Source organism: Bradyrhizobium sp. SZCCHNS2022, assembly GCF_032377575.1.
Lineage (GTDB): Bacteria > Pseudomonadota > Alphaproteobacteria > Rhizobiales > Xanthobacteraceae > Bradyrhizobium > Bradyrhizobium aeschynomenes.
On sequence record NZ_JAUHHZ010000001.1, the window covers coordinates 2751617 to 2767233 of the forward strand.

General features: G+C 66.8%; 14 protein-coding genes. 2 read left to right on the top strand and 12 right to left on the bottom strand.

Features of this window, described 5'->3' with window-relative positions; translation table 11 throughout:
* Nucleotides 1-84: 84 nt before the first annotated feature.
* Genes QXZ94_RS12330 through QXZ94_RS12345 form a run of 4 tightly spaced genes read right to left on the bottom strand, consistent with a single transcriptional unit; the run spans nucleotide 85 to nucleotide 4567 of the window.
* A complete protein-coding gene (locus QXZ94_RS12330; RefSeq protein ID WP_315720627.1) occupies nucleotides 85-885 on the bottom strand; it encodes a DeoR/GlpR family DNA-binding transcription regulator in 801 nt (266 codons plus the stop codon).
* Nucleotides 855-2543 (bottom strand): ABC transporter permease subunit, encoded by a 1689-nt coding sequence (locus QXZ94_RS12335; protein ID WP_315720628.1) that lies wholly within the window; start codon nucleotides 2541-2543, stop codon nucleotides 855-857. Before QXZ94_RS12335 ends, QXZ94_RS12330 begins: the two co-directional genes overlap by 31 nt.
* Nucleotides 2540-3547, bottom strand: a complete 1008-nt coding sequence (locus QXZ94_RS12340; protein ID WP_315720629.1) for an ABC transporter ATP-binding protein — start codon at nucleotides 3545-3547, stop codon at nucleotides 2540-2542. The genes QXZ94_RS12335 and QXZ94_RS12340 overlap by 4 nt, the downstream gene beginning before the upstream one ends.
* Nucleotides 3548-3559: 12 nt before the next feature.
* Complete coding sequence (locus tag QXZ94_RS12345; RefSeq protein ID WP_315720630.1) at nucleotides 3560-4567, bottom strand: ABC transporter substrate-binding protein; 1008 nt, start codon at nucleotides 4565-4567, stop codon at nucleotides 3560-3562.
* Nucleotides 4568-4838: 271 nt separating this feature from the next.
* On the opposite strand from QXZ94_RS12345, the gene QXZ94_RS12350 reads away from it, so the two are divergent.
* Both QXZ94_RS12350 and eutC read left to right on the top strand, forming a co-directional pair.
* Entirely contained in the window at nucleotides 4839-6224 is a 1386-nt protein-coding gene (locus QXZ94_RS12350) for an ethanolamine ammonia-lyase subunit EutB (protein WP_315720631.1), read from the top strand.
* Complete coding sequence (gene eutC / locus QXZ94_RS12355) at nucleotides 6221-7009, top strand: ethanolamine ammonia-lyase subunit EutC (protein WP_315720632.1); 789 nt, start codon at nucleotides 6221-6223, stop codon at nucleotides 7007-7009. The genes QXZ94_RS12350 and eutC overlap by 4 nt, the downstream gene beginning before the upstream one ends.
* Before the next feature lie 14 nt (nucleotides 7010-7023).
* Here eutC and QXZ94_RS12360 read toward each other — a convergent pair whose 3' ends face one another.
* The 8 genes from QXZ94_RS12360 to QXZ94_RS12395 are packed head-to-tail and all read right to left on the bottom strand — an operon-like array spanning nucleotide 7024 to nucleotide 15397.
* Nucleotides 7024-7743, bottom strand: a complete 720-nt coding sequence (locus QXZ94_RS12360; RefSeq protein WP_315720633.1) for an ABC transporter ATP-binding protein — start codon at nucleotides 7741-7743, stop codon at nucleotides 7024-7026.
* A complete protein-coding gene (locus tag QXZ94_RS12365; RefSeq protein WP_315720634.1) occupies nucleotides 7736-8491 on the bottom strand; it encodes an ABC transporter ATP-binding protein in 756 nt (251 codons plus the stop codon). Before QXZ94_RS12365 ends, QXZ94_RS12360 begins: the two co-directional genes overlap by 8 nt.
* The gene (locus QXZ94_RS12370) at nucleotides 8488-9489 is read right to left on the bottom strand and encodes a branched-chain amino acid ABC transporter permease (RefSeq protein ID WP_315720635.1); all 1002 of its coding nucleotides are present in this window, start codon (nucleotides 9487-9489) and stop codon (nucleotides 8488-8490) included. Before QXZ94_RS12370 ends, QXZ94_RS12365 begins: the two co-directional genes overlap by 4 nt.
* Nucleotides 9489-10361 carry a branched-chain amino acid ABC transporter permease gene (locus QXZ94_RS12375; protein ID WP_315720636.1) on the bottom strand — a complete coding sequence of 291 codons (873 nt, stop codon included), beginning with the start codon at nucleotides 10359-10361 and terminating at the stop codon, nucleotides 9489-9491. Before QXZ94_RS12375 ends, QXZ94_RS12370 begins: the two co-directional genes overlap by 1 nt.
* Nucleotides 10362-10371: 10 nt before the next feature.
* Nucleotides 10372-11622 (bottom strand): ABC transporter substrate-binding protein, encoded by a 1251-nt coding sequence (locus QXZ94_RS12380; protein WP_315720637.1) that lies wholly within the window; start codon nucleotides 11620-11622, stop codon nucleotides 10372-10374.
* A gap of 24 nt (nucleotides 11623-11646) precedes the next feature.
* Complete coding sequence (locus QXZ94_RS12385; protein WP_315720638.1) at nucleotides 11647-14019, bottom strand: xanthine dehydrogenase family protein molybdopterin-binding subunit; 2373 nt, start codon at nucleotides 14017-14019, stop codon at nucleotides 11647-11649.
* Complete coding sequence (locus QXZ94_RS12390) at nucleotides 14016-14540, bottom strand: (2Fe-2S)-binding protein (RefSeq protein ID WP_315720639.1); 525 nt, start codon at nucleotides 14538-14540, stop codon at nucleotides 14016-14018. Before QXZ94_RS12390 ends, QXZ94_RS12385 begins: the two co-directional genes overlap by 4 nt.
* Nucleotides 14537-15397 (bottom strand): xanthine dehydrogenase family protein subunit M, encoded by an 861-nt coding sequence (locus QXZ94_RS12395; protein WP_315720640.1) that lies wholly within the window; start codon nucleotides 15395-15397, stop codon nucleotides 14537-14539. The genes QXZ94_RS12390 and QXZ94_RS12395 overlap by 4 nt, the downstream gene beginning before the upstream one ends.
* Nucleotides 15398-15617 lie beyond the last annotated feature (220 nt).

Here is a 15617-nt window from a genome sequence, read left to right on the forward strand (position 1 = left end):
GGCGATGGTCCCTCGAATTGCGTTGCTTGGCGCGCGACCTTAGCGCCGTTGCCGCCAAGTGCAACATGCCGGACGTCGTCGAGCTCAGGCGATCACGACCTCGCCGACGACGCCGCGCAGCGCGCCGAGCGCAGGCGCATCGGTGGCGCGCGCGTCGGTGATCAGGCTGTCGATGCCGTCCGGCGCGCGATACGCGACGCGGCTGGTCTGGCCGATCTTGCTGTGGTCGGCGAGGATCAGCACGCGCCTGGCGGCCGCCGCCATCGCGCGCGCGACATTGGCTTCCTCGATGTCGAAGCTGGTGGCGCCATAGCGATGATCGATGCCGACCGGCGACAGCAGCGCGACATCGGCCTGCCAGCGCTGGATCTCGGCGACCGTGGTCGAGCCGAACGTCGCAGGCAGGGTGCTGCCGAGCTCGCCGCCGAGCACGATGACGCGGTTGCCGCGCTCGCCGGAGGAGCCGCCGATGATGGTCGCGACCTCGAACGAGTTGGTGACGATGGTGAGCCCCGACAACGTCGCGAGCTCGCGGGCGAGGATCGAGACGGTCGAGCCGACGTCGAGGAACAGCGTCTGGCCGGGGCTGACCATGCGCGCCGCAGCCTGCGCGATGCGTGTCTTCTCGGCCAGACGCACGCGGGCGCGGACGGTGATCGGCGGCTCGGCCTCCGGCGCGATCGCAGCGACGCCGCCATGGACGCGGCGCAGCTCGCCGCGGGCCTCGAGCGCCAGCACGTCGCGTCGCACGGTCTCGCGGGAGACGCCGAGATCGGTGGCGATACGGTCCGTTGTGGCGCGGCCGACGGTGGCGAGCAGCGCGCGGATGCGCTGGTGGCGATCCTCCTGCAGCATCATCGGCGCCCGCCGCGCGCGGCCAGCCATTTCAACGCCAGCTGCATCACCAGCGCCGCCGCACAGACCACCGCCATGATGCAGGTCGAGAACGCCGCGGCCTGCGACACGAAGCCGGCCTCGTCGAGCCGCATCACCGAGACGGCGGCGATGCCGAGCGACGGCGTCACCAGGAAGATGACGGCCGACAACGTCACCATCGAGCGCATGAACAGGAAGAAGAACACGGAGATCAGCGTGGGCGACATCACGGGGATGATGACATTGGCGAGCACCTGCCCTGCTCCGCTGCCGAGACACGTCGCGGCCTCCTCCAGCGCCGGCGGCACGGCGCGCATGCCGGTCACCATCGTGAGAAAACCCTGGGTGTGGTAGTGATAGAAGTTGCACAGCGCGAGCAGCAAGGTGGAGCCGTACAGCACCGACAGCGGCGATCCCGCGATGTTGAAGGCGAAGATGTAGGACAGGCCGAGCACGAGGCCGGGCACGCCGACCGGCATGACGGCGACGAGATAGACGAGCTTGGCAGGCCAGGACGGCAGCCGGCGAATGCCATAGACCAGCGCGAACAGCAGCAAGGTGCCGAGGCCCGCGGCGACCGCCGAGACCAGCAGCGAGGTCCAAAGCGGCGCATAGCCGCCGCTCAGCGTGATATCGTAGTGCTTGAGCGTGAAGGTCAGCCGGTACGGCCACAGCCGCATGAAGCTCGCATAGACGACGACGCCGATGACGGCGAGCACGGAGAATGTGGCAAGGAGGGTGACGACTGCCAGCGGCACGTCGCGCGCGGGGACGAAGCTCGGCTGTGGCGGCACAGCCCCCTCGGGTCCGCCGCCGAACTGGCGCTGCGCAGCCACGCGCTCGATGTAGACGGCGAGCCCCGTGGGCGCGAGCAGCAAGAGGCCCACCACGGCGCCGATGCCGAACTTCATCTGCCCGGTGACCTGGTTGTAGATCTCGGTCGCCAGCACCGCATAGTCGCCGCCGATGACGGCAGCATTGCCGAAATCGGTGATGGTGACGGTGAACACGACGAAGCCGGCACTGAGCAGGCCGAACTTCACGTTCGGCAGCGTGATGTCGAAAAACTGCCGCCAGCGCCCGGCCCCCATCACCTCGGCGGCGTCGTAATAGCGGGCATCGGCGTGGGCGAGCGCGGCTTTCAGGATCAGCACCGCCTGCGGCAGCGCGTAGAGCACGTCGGCGATCAGCAGCCCCGGGAAGCCGTAGATGTCGATGCGCTTGCCCAGCATGCCGCTGATCAGGCCGTTGCGCCCGAGCAGGAAGATCAGCCCGAGGCCGAGCACCAGCGACGGCGCCAGCATCGGCAGCGCCAGCACCGCGGAGATGATGCGCGATCCGGGCACGCGGGTTCGTGTCATCGTATAGGCGAGCACGAAGCCGAGGACGAGGCAGACCGCCGTCGTGGCGAGCCCGAGCGTCAGGCTGTTGAGCGTCGCCTTGATGATTCCGGGCGTGCGCGCGAGCGCGATGTAGTTGGCAAAGCCGATGCTGCCGTCCTCGGCGACCAGGCTGCGCCACAGCATCATCGCCAGCGGGAAGACGAAGAAGATGAGCAGCGCGAGGCATGGCAGCGCAATCGCCGCCGCGATCAGCACCCGATCATGGCCGGCCCGCCGCAGGCGAAAGCCGGCGCGCTCTGCGACCTCGACGGCGGCGATGCTCACGCGCGCACCCAGCCGCAGCCGGCGGCATCGGCGGAAACGGCCACCGCGGCTCCAGGCGCAACGCCGTCGATCGGGCCGGTCTGCACCATCAGCTCGCGCCCCTTCCAGGCGACGCGGGTGCGGCTGATGTTGCCGAGGAAGGTGACGTCGACCACCTTCGCCTCACCCGACGCGAGAGGTTGAAGCCGCACATGCTCGGGACGCAGGCAGGCAAGGAAATCCGCATCGTCGCCGTCGGGACGCGAGGCGAGCAGCGCCGGCATGGCGTCGCGCACCCAGTCGGTCGGCAGCAGGTTGCTGCTGCCCATGAAGTCGGCGACGAACTTCGTCGCCGGCCTGAGATAGAGCGCCTCGGGCTTCCCGACCTGCTCGATGCGGCCGGCATTCATGCAGACGATCCGGTCGGACAGCACCATCGCCTCCTCCTGGTCGTGGGTGACCATGATGGTGGGGATGCCGAGCCGGCGCTGCAGCTCGCGAATCTCGACCCGCAGGTCGGCCCGCACCTTGGCGTCGAGCGCCGACAGGGGCTCGTCGAGCAGGATCAGCCGCGGATCGACGGCCACCGCCCGCGCCAGCGCGACGCGCTGCTGCTGTCCGCCGGACAGCTGATACGGCAGCCGATCGGCCAGATGCGGCAGCTTGATCAACTCCAGCAGATCGGCGACGCGCGCGGCGATCCTGCCGCGCTCCGCTTTCCGGATGCGCATGCCATAGCCGATGTTCTCGGCCACGGTCATGTTGGGAAACAGCGAGTAGGACTGGAACACGATGCCGAAGCCGCGCTCGCGCGCCGGCACCGCGCTGAGATCCTGGCCGTCGAGCAGCAACCGCCCACTGTCCTGGGTCAGCAGGCCGGCGATGATGCGGAGAAGCGTGGTCTTGCCGCAGCCGCTCGGCCCGAGCAGGCAGACGAACTCGCTGCCTTCGACCTTGAGCGAGATGCGATCGAGCGCAACGAAATCGTCGAACGTCTTGTGCAGCCGGTCGAGCTCGAGCGTCATGGCCGGCTCCGTTCAGCGGCCGATGCTGGTCTGCCAGTTTTTCAGGATGCCGTCGCGCTCCCTGGCGGAACGAGCGAAGTCGATCGGATAGACCGCCTTGGCGACATCGGCGGGGAAGCCCGCGGTCTGCGCGGCCTTCGACGGCGGCGTGCCCGAGATGGTCACGAGCTCCTTGTAGCTGGTGTAGAGCGCGGCCGCCTCCGGCGACAAGGTCCAGTCGAGGAAGCGTCTGGCGTCAGCCTTGTTCTTGGCGGCCTTCATCAAGCCGGACGCCTCGAGCTCATAGCCCGCGCCGTCGGTCGGGATCACCATCTTGATCGGAAAGCCCTCCTCGATCGACTTGATCGCGGCGAAGGCGAGCGAGCCGCCGATGGCGAACTCACCGCCGCGCGCCGCCTTGCACGGCCGCGAGCCGGACTTGATGTATTGGGCAACGTTGCCGTCGAGGGCCTTGAGAAACTGCCAGCCCTTCTCCTCGCCCTGCGACTGCAGGATGCCGGCGATCTGCATGTAGCCGGTGCCGGAGGAGACCGGGTTCGGCAGCACCACCTCGCCCTTGTAGACGGGGTTGGTGAGATCCTTCCAAGAGGTCGGCATCGGCAGATTCTTCGCCTTCAGCACCTCGGTATTGACGCAGAACGCGGTGACATAGCCGGTCGCGGCGAACCAGCTGGCATCAGTGCCCTTGGCGGAGGCCGGCAGCTTCTCGGTGCCCTTCGCCTCGTAGGATTCGAGCAGCGCGGTGATGCGCGGGTCGAGCATGTTCGTGACCGCCCAGCCCCAGATCACGTCATGCTGCGGATTGCCGGACTCGGCGATGATGCGGGCGCCGAGATCGCCGGTCGACAACCGGAGCACCTTGAGGTCGACATCGGGCAGCGCCGTCTTCGCCGCTTTCACGTAGTCGGCGATCTCGTCCTCTTCCAGCGCCGTATAGACCGTGACCGTTCCCGCCTGCGCGACCGCGCCGAGCATGACCAGAGCGAGACTTGCGGAGAGACCTTTCAACAACTGCAACATCGTCATGCCCCTCATGAGCTGCGGCGCGGGCTCGATCCCGTCCGATCGTCTGTGGATTTGAGTGATTATTTGCAAATTTGTGGAACCAAGTCTACGCTGATTGCGCATATGTCATGCAAATCAGCAACTGCCTACGATCGATGCACCATCGTTGGGCAGGTGCTCTCGGTCGCGCGCACGCTGCTTGCAGGCGTGGACGGCGTACCCATGGTTTGTGACGACGACACGTGCCGCCGATAATGACCGACGGCGTGACATAGGACGGAGACGAATGGGTTTTTCACACACGCTGGCCGGCACGACCTATCGCTTCGACGACCTCCGAACGCTGCTTGCGAAAGCAACGCCGATGCGTTCCGGCGACGCGCTCGCCGGGCTTGCCGCGCAGGACGCGGCCGAGCGCGTCGCGGCGCGCATGGCGCTTGCCGATCTGCCGCTGCGGCACTTCCTCAACGAGGCAGTCGTTCCCTATGAAAGCGATGAGGTCACGCGGCTGATCGTCGATCAGCATGACGGCGCCGCGTTCGCACCGATCGCGAGTCTCACCGTCGGAGCCTTCCGGGAATGGCTCCTGTCGGATACGGCTGACGCAATGATGCTCGCGACCGTGTCGCCCGGTCTCACGCCGGAAATGGTTGCGGCCGTCTGCAAGATCATGCGGCTGCAGGATCTCGTGACGGTCGCGGCGAAGTGCGAGGTGGTCACGCGCTTCCGCTGCACCATCGGCCTGCCCGGCCGGATGTCGACGCGACTCCAACCCAATCATCCCCTGGACGATCCCAAGGGCGTCGCCGCCTCGATCCTCGACGGGCTGATGTATGGCGTCGGCGACGCCACGATCGGCATCAACCCCGCCAGCGACGACGTCGAGACCATGCTGCGCCTGCTCGACATGATCGAGACGCTGCGGCTGGCCGCGAACGCGCCGATCCAGTCCTGCGTGCTGGCGCATGTCACGACCGCGCTGAAGGCAATCGAGCGCCGCGCGCCGGTCGATCTCGTCTTCCAGTCGCTCGCCGGCACCGAGGAGGCCAATCGCGGCTTCGGCATCACGCTGTCGCTGCTCGATGAAGCCCTTGCTGCTGCGGAGAGCCTGCAACGCTGCCCGGCGGGCGGCAATGTGATGTACTTCGAGACGGGTCAAGGCAGCGAGCTGTCGTCATCAGGCCATTGCGGCGTCGATCAGCAGACCCTGGAGGCACGCTGCTACGCGGTGGCGCGGCGCTACCGGCCGCTGCTGGTCAACACCGTCGTCGGCTTCATCGGCCCCGAATATCTCTACGACGGCAAGCAGATCATGCGCGCGGGCCTCGAGGATCATTTCTGCGGCAAGCTGCTCGGGCTGCCGATGGGCTGCGACGTCTGCTACACCAACCATGCGGAGGCCGACCAGGACGACATGGACGCGTTGCTGACGTTGCTCGGCGTCGCCGGCTGCACCTACATCATGGGCGTGCCGGGCGCCGACGACATCATGCTGAACTATCAGAGCACCTCGTTCCATGATGCGCTGTACGTGCGGAAAGTGCTAGGCAAGCGCGCGGCGCCGGAGTTCGAGGCGTGGCTCGCGGCGACCGGCATCAGCGATGCGCAAGGCGAGTTGCGCTTCGACCCGACGCGGCTGATGCCGTCGCTGCCGCTGCTGGGAGCCGAATGATGAGCGGCGCGGACCCGACCAAGCTCGCGACGAATTCAGTCGACGCCTGGACCTGGCTGTCGCGCTACACGGAGGCGCGCATCGCGCTCGGCCGCTGCGGACCGGGCGTGCCGACGTCCGCGCATCTCGGCTTTCAGGCTGCCCATGCCGAAGCCCGCGATGCCGTGCTCAAGCCGTTCGATGCCGAGCAATTTGCGGATGACGCCACCGCGCGCGGCTGGCCCGCGCTCGCCGTGCACAGCCGCGCCGCCGACCGTGCGACGTATCTGCAGCGCCCCGATGCAGGCCGCCTGCTCTCGCCCGAGTCCGAAGCGCTGCTGTCGGAGCCGCGCGCGCCGGCCGACATTGCGCTGGTGGTGGCGGATGGACTGAGCAGCCGCGCGGTACTGGTCAACGCCCTGCCCGTGCTCGAAGCATTGATGCCGCTTCTCGCAACGACCGGCCGAAGGCTGTCGCCGGTGACCGTGGCCGCCCAAGGCCGGGTCGCGCTCGCCGATCACGTCGGCGAGCTGCTCGGCGCATCCGCCTCGATCATCCTGATCGGCGAACGTCCAGGCCTCAGCGCCGCGGACTCACTCGGCCTCTATCTCACCTGGATGCCACGCCGCGGGCGCGTCGATTCCGAGCGCAACTGCGTTTCCAACGTCCGCCAGGGTGGGCTCGCGCCTGAGGACGCTGCAAAGCAGGCCGCCGATCTGATCGCGCGCATGTTCCAGCATCAGGCCGCCGGCATCAGCCTCGCGCGCCTGCCGCAGCTGCCGGCGCCGGAGCACGGCGGCTCCTGACGATGCCAGGACCCTCACACCGCGCAATAGCGGTCCTGGATGTCCTTGTCGGCGAGCAGCGCGGCGGCGCTGCTTTCATGAACGACCTCACCCTGGTCGATGATGACGGCACGGTCGGCGAGCCGCAGCGCCCATTCGACGTTCTGCTCGACCAGCAGCAAGGTCTTGCCCTGGTCGCGTAGCCGCCGGAACAGCACACCCATCTCCTCGACCAGCACGGGCATGATGCCTTCCGAGGGCTCGTCGAGCAGCACCATGCGCGGACGCGCGATCAGGGCGCGCGCGATCGCCAGCATCTGCTGCTCGCCGCCGGACAAGGTGACGCCCTCCTGATCGAGCCGCTCGCGCAGGCGCGGAAAGGTCTCAGCGATCTCAGCGAACGCTGCGCGCTCGTCGATCTCGGCCTTGGCCGCGACGAGCCCGAGCCGCAGATTCTCCCGCACCGACAAGCCCGGCACGATGCGCCGCTCCTCCGGCACATAAGCGAGCCCGAGATGAAAGCGCCGATGCGCAGGCAACGGCAGGAGATCATGTCCGGCGAAACGCACACGGCCCTCGGCCTTGGGCATCAGTCCCATCACGGTGCGCAGCGTCGTAGTCTTGCCGGCGCCGTTGCGCCCGACCAGCGCGACCACCTCGCCCTCGTTCACGCGCAGCGTGATGCCGTGCAGGACGTGGCTGGCGCCGTACCAGGCCTGGACCTGATCGAGCTCGAGCAATGCGGTCTCAGCCATAGCCCTCACTCTGTCCCAGATAGACCCGGCGCACGTCGGGATTGCTGCGGATGTCCTCCGGTCTGCCGTCGGCGAGCAGCCGGCCGTGGTGCAGCACCAGCACGCGCTGGCTCAGGCCGAGCACCATTTTCATCTTGTGCTCGACCAGCAGCACCGTCCGCTTCTCAGCCAGCCTCTCCAGCAGCGCCACCATGTCCTTGGTCTCTTCCGGCCCCATCCCGGCGGTCGGCTCGTCGAGCAGCAGCAACTCCGGCTCGGACACGAGCGCAATCGCGATCTCCAGCGCGCGCTGCTGGCCATGGGCGAGATATTTCGCCTGCTCAGCGCGCTTGCCGCCCAGCCCCACCGCTGTCAGCGCCGCGTCGGCGCGCTCGCTCAGCTCGACGAGATCGGCGCGCCTGCGCCAGATGTCATAGCTCACGCGCATCGCCTGCGCTGCGACCCGCACGTTCTCGTGTACCGACAGATCGGGAAAGATGTTGGTGATCTGGTAGGACCGCGAGATGCCCTGGTGCACGAAGCGGTGCTGCGGCAGCCCGTTCAGCTCCCGCCCCTTGAAGCGCAAGGTGCCCATGCTCGGCGACAGCGTGCCGGAGAGGATGTTGAAGAACGTGCTCTTCCCGGCGCCGTTCGGCCCGATGATCGAGGTCAGCTCACCGGCCGCGAACGACACCGAAATGCCCTCGAGCGCGGTGAACCCGCCGAACCGGCGGCCGATGCCCTCGGCCTGCAACAGCGTGGTGCTCATCGCCGCTCCCTCGCAAACGGCAGCACATCCAGCAGCGTGCCCCAGATGCCTTTCGGCAGGAACAGCACGAACACCACGAAGACCGCGCCGACCACGATCTGCCAATGCGGCGTCCACAGCGAGACGACGTCCTCCAGGATCAGGAAGGTCGCCGCGCCGATGAACGGGCCGAAGAAGCTGCGGGCGCCGCCGAGCAGCACCATCATCACGATCATGCCCGAGGTCTGGTAATGTAGGGAATCGAGCGGCACGATCGACAGATGCAGCGCCGACATGCAGCCGCCGATCGCCGAGATCGCGCCCGACAGCATGAACACGATGAGCTTGCAGCGCTCGACGTCATAGCCGCAGGCGCGCGCCCGCTGCTCGTTCTCACGGATTGCCTCGATGACGGCGCCGAACGGAGAGTTGAGAATGCGCGACTGCACCCAGAGCGCCAGCGCCGCGAAGGCCATCAGGACGTAGTATTTATTGACGGGATCGAGAAAGTTGACCTGCAGGCCGAGCAGATTGATGCGGTCGACTGTGAAGCCGCGCAGCCCGTTCTCGCCGCCAGTAAAGGACGACGCCTGCAATGCGACGTAGTAGACGAGCTGTGCCAAGGCCAGCGTGACCATCGAGAAATAGATGCCGCGGGTCCGCGTCGAGATCGCGCCGATCACCGCGGCGAGCGCGGTGCCCGCCGCAATCGCCAGCGGCACGGCCGCAAACCACGGCAGGCCCCAGCGGCCGATGGCGATGCCGGTCAGATACGCGCCGGTGCCGAAGAAGGCGGCGTGGCCGAACGACAGCAGCCCGGTGTAGCCGAACAACAGATTGTAGCCCATCACCACGACGCCGTAGATCAGGACGTTCACGGCGAGCGCCTTCGACGGCAGCAGCCAAGGCAGCAGCGCCAGCGCGACCAGCGACACCAGCACGCGGTGATCGGCCAGAGCCGTGACAAGCCGCTGCGCCTGGGGAAGCGGCGGTGCTTCGCCGGTCGACTGCACCGTCATCACGCTCTCCCCTTGAGGCCGAACAGACCTTGCGGCCGGACCAGCAGCACGGCCGCCATCAGGGCGAACATCACGATGGTCGCCATCTCAGGCGCGAACAGCGCCACCATGCTGATGCAGATGCCGACCATCAGGCCGGCGACGACGGCGCCGACGATCGAGCCGAGTCCACCGATCACGGTGACGACGAAGGCTTCCGCGAGCACCAGCGTGCCCATCTCCGGATTGACGCTGCGCATCGGCCCGGCCAGCACGCCGCCGAGCGCGGCGAGGCCGACGCCGAGGCCGAAGATCGCGAGCCACACCCTGCCGATGTCGACGCCGAGCACGCGCATGATCTGGGGATCACGCGCGCCGGCGCGGACGATCAGGCCCACGCGCGTCTTCTCCAGCATCAGCCACAGCAGCAGCAGCACGATCGCCACCAGCGCAATCACGAACAGACGATATTTCGGAAAGAAACCGACGCCGAGATCGACGACGCCGATCAATTGCGACGGCGTCGGAAACGGAATGCCGTCGCTGCCGAACACGATGCGCACGCCCTCGACCAAAATGTAGCTGAGACCGAAGGTGAGCAGCAGGGGATCATCGATCGAGCGGCCGTACAGGCGGCGAACAAGGACGAACTCGATTAGCATGCCGAACGCGCCGACCAGCACGGGGGCGAGCAGCAGCCCCCACCAGAAGCTGCCGGTCAGCGACGCCAGATACAGACCCGCATAGGCGCCGATCATGAACAGCGCGCCATGGGCGAAGTTGACGACGCCCAGCATGCCGAACACGATGGTCAGGCCGAGCGCCGTGATCACCAGCACCGCCCCGAGGGCGATGCCGGAGAACAACTGCATGATGATCAGAGACAGGTCCATGCGGTCAGGATCAGGTCGCGTGGCCGAGCTCGCCGCAGCTGCGCAGCATCTCGTCCGCACCGGGATCGCTGGCCACGATGGCAAACAGATCGTTGTCGCTGGCCATGGCCGACTTCTTCTTGGATTCCAGCACCAGCACCGACTGCACCGACTGGTGGTCGCATTTGCGGTAGTGCTGCGGCCCCTTGGTCAGGTCGTATTGCAAACCCTCCAGCGCCGCGACGACCTTGTCGGTCTCCGTGCCGCCGGCCACCTGCATCGCCTGCAGCAGGGAGCCGACGCCGGAATAGCCGTAGGCACCGTAGTCGGTCGGGATCGCGCCACCATTGGCTGCGCGGAACGCCTTGTTGAACTCGGCCGCGGTCTTGTTCTGTGTCTCCAGACCCCAATAGTAGTTGGCGCCGCCGACGACACCCTCGAATACGTCGGGACCGACGGCGAGGCGCTGGTTGTGCAGGATCACGGGCACCACGATCTTCATCTGCTGCTTGATGCCGAAATCGACCGCCTGCTTGATCGCATTGGCCTGGTCGCGGCCGAAATTGCTGATGCACAGCACGTCCGGGCGCAGCGACATCAGGCGCGGCATGAAGGTCGAGTAGTCGGCCGCACCGAACGGATGCAGGATCTCCCCGACGCTCTCGGCGCCGATCGCGGCCTGCGCACGCTTGAAGCCGCGCAGCATCTCGTGGCCATAGGCATAGTCGGCGACGAGGTGCGCAACCTTCATGCCCTTCTTGATGGTCTGCCGCGCAACCGCCGCCGTGGTCATGTGCGGATTGAGCGCCTCGTGGAAGGTGTATTTGCTGAAATCCTTGGCCTCGTTGATGGTGTCGGACTGGCTGATCGAGACATAGATCACGCCCCGTGCGCGCGTCACCTCGTTGACGGCGAGCTGGACCGCGCTGGAGAGCGCGCCGACGATGGCGTGCACCTTGTCCTTCTCGATCAGCTCGAGCGTCCGCGTCGCGGCCTCTCCGGCGTTGAGCTTGTCGTCGCGCACCAGCAGCTCGACCTTGCGGCCACCGATGCCGCCCTTGTCGTTGACCAGCTTGACCGCAAGCTCCGCGCACTTCACCTGGTCCCGCGCTTCGGCCGCGAACGGGCCGGTCAGCGGCGTCGGGAAGCCGATGCGGATGGTGTCGTCGGCGGCGCGGCCCAGCCGCGGCATCGCGAGCGTGGCGACGCCCGCCGACAGTCCCATGAGCGCCGTACGGCGGGATAGTCCTGCTCGTCGCGACTTCGTCTCGTAGCTTGGCATGATGTCCTCCCTCAACTTGTTGTTTTAGTATCGACCGAGTGCCTTGAGCACACGCGCGGGCGTGATCGGAATGGCATTGATGGACGCGGCAAGCGGCGCCAATGCGTCGTTGACCGCATTGAGCACGCAGGCGGACGCCGCCGCCGTGCCGGCCTCGCCGCAGCCCTTGGCGCCGAGAATGGTGTCGGCCGTCGGCGTCTCGACATGGTCGATGATGATGTCGGGCATCTCCATCGCCATCGGCACGAGGTAATCGGCAAGCGAGCCGTTGAGCAGCTGACCGGTCTCACCGTAGCGGCATTCCTCGAACAATGCAGCGCCGAGCCCCTGCACGACACCGCCGCGCAGCTGCTCGTCGACCAGCATCGGATTGATGATGCGGCCGCAATCCTCGACGACGTAATGCTTCAAGAGCTTGATGAAGCCGGTGTGGACGTCGACCTCGAGATAGCAGCCCTGGATGCCATTGGTGAAGGCGAACGGATAGCCCTGCGGCGCGAAGTGATGGCTGACGGTCAGCTGCGCCTGGGTGCCCGGCGGCAAGGTGTCGGACCGAAAATAGGCGATGCGCGCGATCTCGGCGACCGGCAGTCGCGGCTGTCCCGTGGCGACACTGACCACCTGCCCATCGATGATGTCCAGCGCCGACGGCTGCTCCTGCAGGATCAGGCCCGCGATCTCCAGGATGTTGGCCTTGAGCCGGCGCGCGGCCTGCAGAGCGGTCTCTCCGCCGATGCCGGCGCCGCGGCAGGCCCAGGTTGCCCCGCCATGCGGCGTGACCTCGGTATCACCGGTAATGACCTTGACGTGGTCCTGAGCGACGCCGAGCTGGTCGGCGACGATCTGGCCGATGATCGCCTCGGTGCCCTGGCCCTGCTCGGTGACGGAGATCGCGCAGCGTACCTCGCCCGACGGCGTCAGGCTGAGGGTCGCGCCATCCTGCGAGGAGATGCGCGCGCCGCCAACGCCATAGAAGGCAGGGCTCGGATTGGTGATCTCGACGAAGGTGGCGATCCCGATGCCGCGATGAATGCCGCGCTGGCGCAGCTCGTCCTGCTCGGCGCGCAGCGCGTCGTAGTCCATGATCCCGCGCAGCCGCTGCAAACATATCTCGTGCGACAGCGCCTCGAATTTGTAACCCGTCGGCGATGCCGTCGGATAGGCGTTGTCGGCAATCACGTTCCTGGCGCGCATCGTGAACGGGTCGATCCCGGCATGGCTGGCCGCCAGATCGACCATGCGCTCAGTCACCGCGCAAGCGATCGGGTGTCCGACGGCGCGGTACTGGCTGGTCTGCACCTTGTTCTGAAACACGACCTCCAGCACGGCGCGATAGGATTTGAAGTTATAGGGCGCACCGATCAGGCGGATCACCTGGTTGCCCTCGACCACGCTGGTGCGCGGATAGGTCGAGAATGCGCCGATCGCGGTGGCATCGTGGATGTCCATGGCGAGGATCTTACCGCCCGCATCGACGGCCATCCGCGCCCGGACATGGTGATCACGGGCATGGATGTCGGAGACGAACGACTCGATCCGGTCGGCGACATATTTCACCGGGCGTGCGAGCAGGATCGACAGTCCGACCACCGCCACATCCTCGTGGTAGACATGCAGCTTCATGCCAAACGAGCCGCCGATATCAGGTGCGATGACCCGCACGCGGGCTTCCGGGATGCCGTAGTGACGCGCGTAGAGATCCTGGAACTGATACGGCGTCTGCGTGGCGTGGTGCACGGTGAGCGAGGCACTCTCGAGATCGTAGTCCGCGACGATGGCGCGCGGCTCCAGCGTGACCGGCGTGTGACGGCCGAAATTGAACTCCTCCTCGATGACATGCGCTGCCGAGGCGAAAGCCTCGTCGACCCCGCCACTGTCGAGCTGGGTGCGGAAGCAGATATTTGAGGTTCCGGACGGATTGACCGTGGGCGTTCCAGGCTGGCGCGCCGCGTCGAGATCGACCACGGCGGGCAGCTCCTCATAGCCGATCGAGATCAGCTCCAGCGCATCCTCGGCAAGCGCCCTGCTCTCGGCGACGACGGCGACGACGGCCTGCCCAGCCCAGACCACGCGATCGAGCGGCAGCGGCAGCTGCGGCTCCGAGGTCATGCCCTTGAAATGATCGAGCGTGCCGGTCCAGGGCGCGCAGATCTTGGCGAGATCAGCGCCGGTGGCAACCAGATGCACGCCTGCGAGCGCACGTGCGGCATCGACGTCGATGCTGATGATCCGTGCATGCGCATATGGGCTGCGCAGAAATGCCGCATGCAGCATCCGCGGCAGGCGAATGTCGGTGACATAGCGGCCGCGCCCGGCCAGCAGGCGCTTCGCATTCGGCCGCGGCACCGAGCGGCCGATATAGGAATTCGGACGATCGAGCGGGGTGAGCGCTTTCATCCCGGCGAGCCCTCTTGCGACGCCTTCGTGGCGCGAGCGTCGGCCACCGCCGCGATCGCGTCGACGATCGCCTCATAGCCGGTGCAACGGCAGAAATTCCCCGAGAGCGCATCGCGGATCGCAGCGCGGCTCGGCTCCGTGAGCCGGGACAGCAGCTCGTGGGCATTGATCAGCATGCCCGGCGTGCAGAACCCGCACTGCAGCGCATTGCGTCGATGAAACTCAGCCTGCAGATCGGCGATCGCGCCGCTTTCGGAAAGCCCCTCGATGGTATCGATCCGGGCGCCATCGGCCTGCACGGCGAACATCAGGCAGGCATGCACGGCACGGCCGTCGAGCTGCACCAGGCAGGCGCCGCAGGCCCCCATCTCGCAGCCGGCATGCGTGCCGGTCAATTCGAGAGCATTGCGCAGGCAGTCGACCAGCGTGTCACGTGGTGCGACCTCGCAGGCGACCTTACGGCCGTTGACCGTGAAGCGAACCCGCACCGCCTCCTCGGCATCGTCGATCTCGCTGCTCATGCCGCCTCGCTCATCCGCGCCAGCAGCCGGCCGAGCAGCACCCGCGCCAGATGCAGGCGCATGGCCGGTGGCACCTCGTCGCTCTCCGGCGGCGCGAGATCGCGGTCGAGTGCGGCCTGAGCCGCAACGATCCGATCGGCATCGATACGAGCACCACTCACCACAGCTTCGGCCGACCTGGCGCGGGTCGGCACGTTGCCGACCGAAAAGAAGGCGATGCGGATGGTTTCGACCAGGCCATCCTTGCAGGTCGCCAACATGCCGCAGCCGACCAGCGCGTAATCACCACGGCGCCGCGCCAGTTCGTCGAAGCAGATGCGCTGGTTGCAGCGGAAGCGCGGCACCAAGATCGCCGTCACGATCTCGCCCGGCCTCACGACCGTCTCGAACAGATCAATGAAGAAGTCATCGGCCTTGACGCGGCGCCGGCCCGAGGTGCCCGCGATCTCGATCTCGGCATCGAGCGCCAGCATCATGGCGGGAAACTCGGACGCCGGGTCCGCCAGCGCGACGCTGCCGCCCAGCGTGCCGCGATTGCGGATGGCAGGATGGGCGACGAACGGAGCTGCGGCGCGCAACAGCGGCGCAAACTCAGCGATGAGCGGATCGGTCAACATCTCGCAGTGCCGCGTCAGGGCGCCGATGCGAAGCCATTCGCCGTCGCAACGAACGCCGCGCAGCTCTTCGATGTGGTTGATATCAATTAGAATTCGCGGCGCCTGAAGGCGCAACGCCAAGGCGGGGACGAGGCTCTGCCCGCCGGCGATGTAGCGCGCATCGTCGCCGCTCCGCGCATGAGCGTCGCGCGCGTCGTCGACCGAATGTGCACGGTGATAGCTGAAAGCCCTCGCTTTCATCCATTTCCTCGCTGCCTGGGCTCGCCTGCCCGAACTCCAGATTTGTGACCATCTGGTCTCAAAACAGTTGCACGGTCATAGGTTCGCGGTCAACCAGAAACGAACGATTGGTCACAAATCTGCTTTCAGCTATCAAGCAACTCCCTGCGGCAACGATTCAGGACATGGCCAGACCTCCGAAGACGACGAGCGCCACCAAGGCGGCGAGCGGTGTACGTGC

What these genes read in the sequence shown, in the direction of transcription:
- QXZ94_RS12370 (WP_315720635.1), bottom strand. Translation starts at nt 9,489, where the DNA reads ATGACGGTGCAGTCGACCGGCGAAGCACCGCCGCTTCCCCAGGCGCAG.
- QXZ94_RS12390 (WP_315720639.1), bottom strand. Translation starts at nt 14,540, where the DNA reads ATGAGCAGCGAGATCGACGATGCCGAGGAGGCGGTGCGGGTTCGCTTC.
- QXZ94_RS12375 (WP_315720636.1), bottom strand. Translation starts at nt 10,361, where the DNA reads ATGGACCTGTCTCTGATCATCATGCAGTTGTTCTCCGGCATCGCCCTC.
- QXZ94_RS12385 (WP_315720638.1), bottom strand. Translation starts at nt 14,019, where the DNA reads ATGAAAGCGCTCACCCCGCTCGATCGTCCGAATTCCTATATCGGCCGC.
- QXZ94_RS12330 (WP_315720627.1), bottom strand. Translation starts at nt 885, where the DNA reads ATGGCTGGCCGCGCGCGGCGGGCGCCGATGATGCTGCAGGAGGATCGC.
- QXZ94_RS12365 (WP_315720634.1), bottom strand. Translation starts at nt 8,491, where the DNA reads ATGAGCACCACGCTGTTGCAGGCCGAGGGCATCGGCCGCCGGTTCGGC.
- QXZ94_RS12360 (WP_315720633.1), bottom strand. Translation starts at nt 7,743, where the DNA reads ATGGCTGAGACCGCATTGCTCGAGCTCGATCAGGTCCAGGCCTGGTAC.
- eutC (WP_315720632.1), top strand. Translation starts at nt 6,221, where the DNA reads ATGATGAGCGGCGCGGACCCGACCAAGCTCGCGACGAATTCAGTCGAC.
- QXZ94_RS12340 (WP_315720629.1), bottom strand. Translation starts at nt 3,547, where the DNA reads ATGACGCTCGAGCTCGACCGGCTGCACAAGACGTTCGACGATTTCGTT.
- QXZ94_RS12350 (WP_315720631.1), top strand. Translation starts at nt 4,839, where the DNA reads ATGGGTTTTTCACACACGCTGGCCGGCACGACCTATCGCTTCGACGAC.
- QXZ94_RS12395 (WP_315720640.1), bottom strand. Translation starts at nt 15,397, where the DNA reads ATGAAAGCGAGGGCTTTCAGCTATCACCGTGCACATTCGGTCGACGAC.
- QXZ94_RS12345 (WP_315720630.1), bottom strand. Translation starts at nt 4,567, where the DNA reads ATGTTGCAGTTGTTGAAAGGTCTCTCCGCAAGTCTCGCTCTGGTCATG.
- QXZ94_RS12380 (WP_315720637.1), bottom strand. Translation starts at nt 11,622, where the DNA reads ATGCCAAGCTACGAGACGAAGTCGCGACGAGCAGGACTATCCCGCCGT.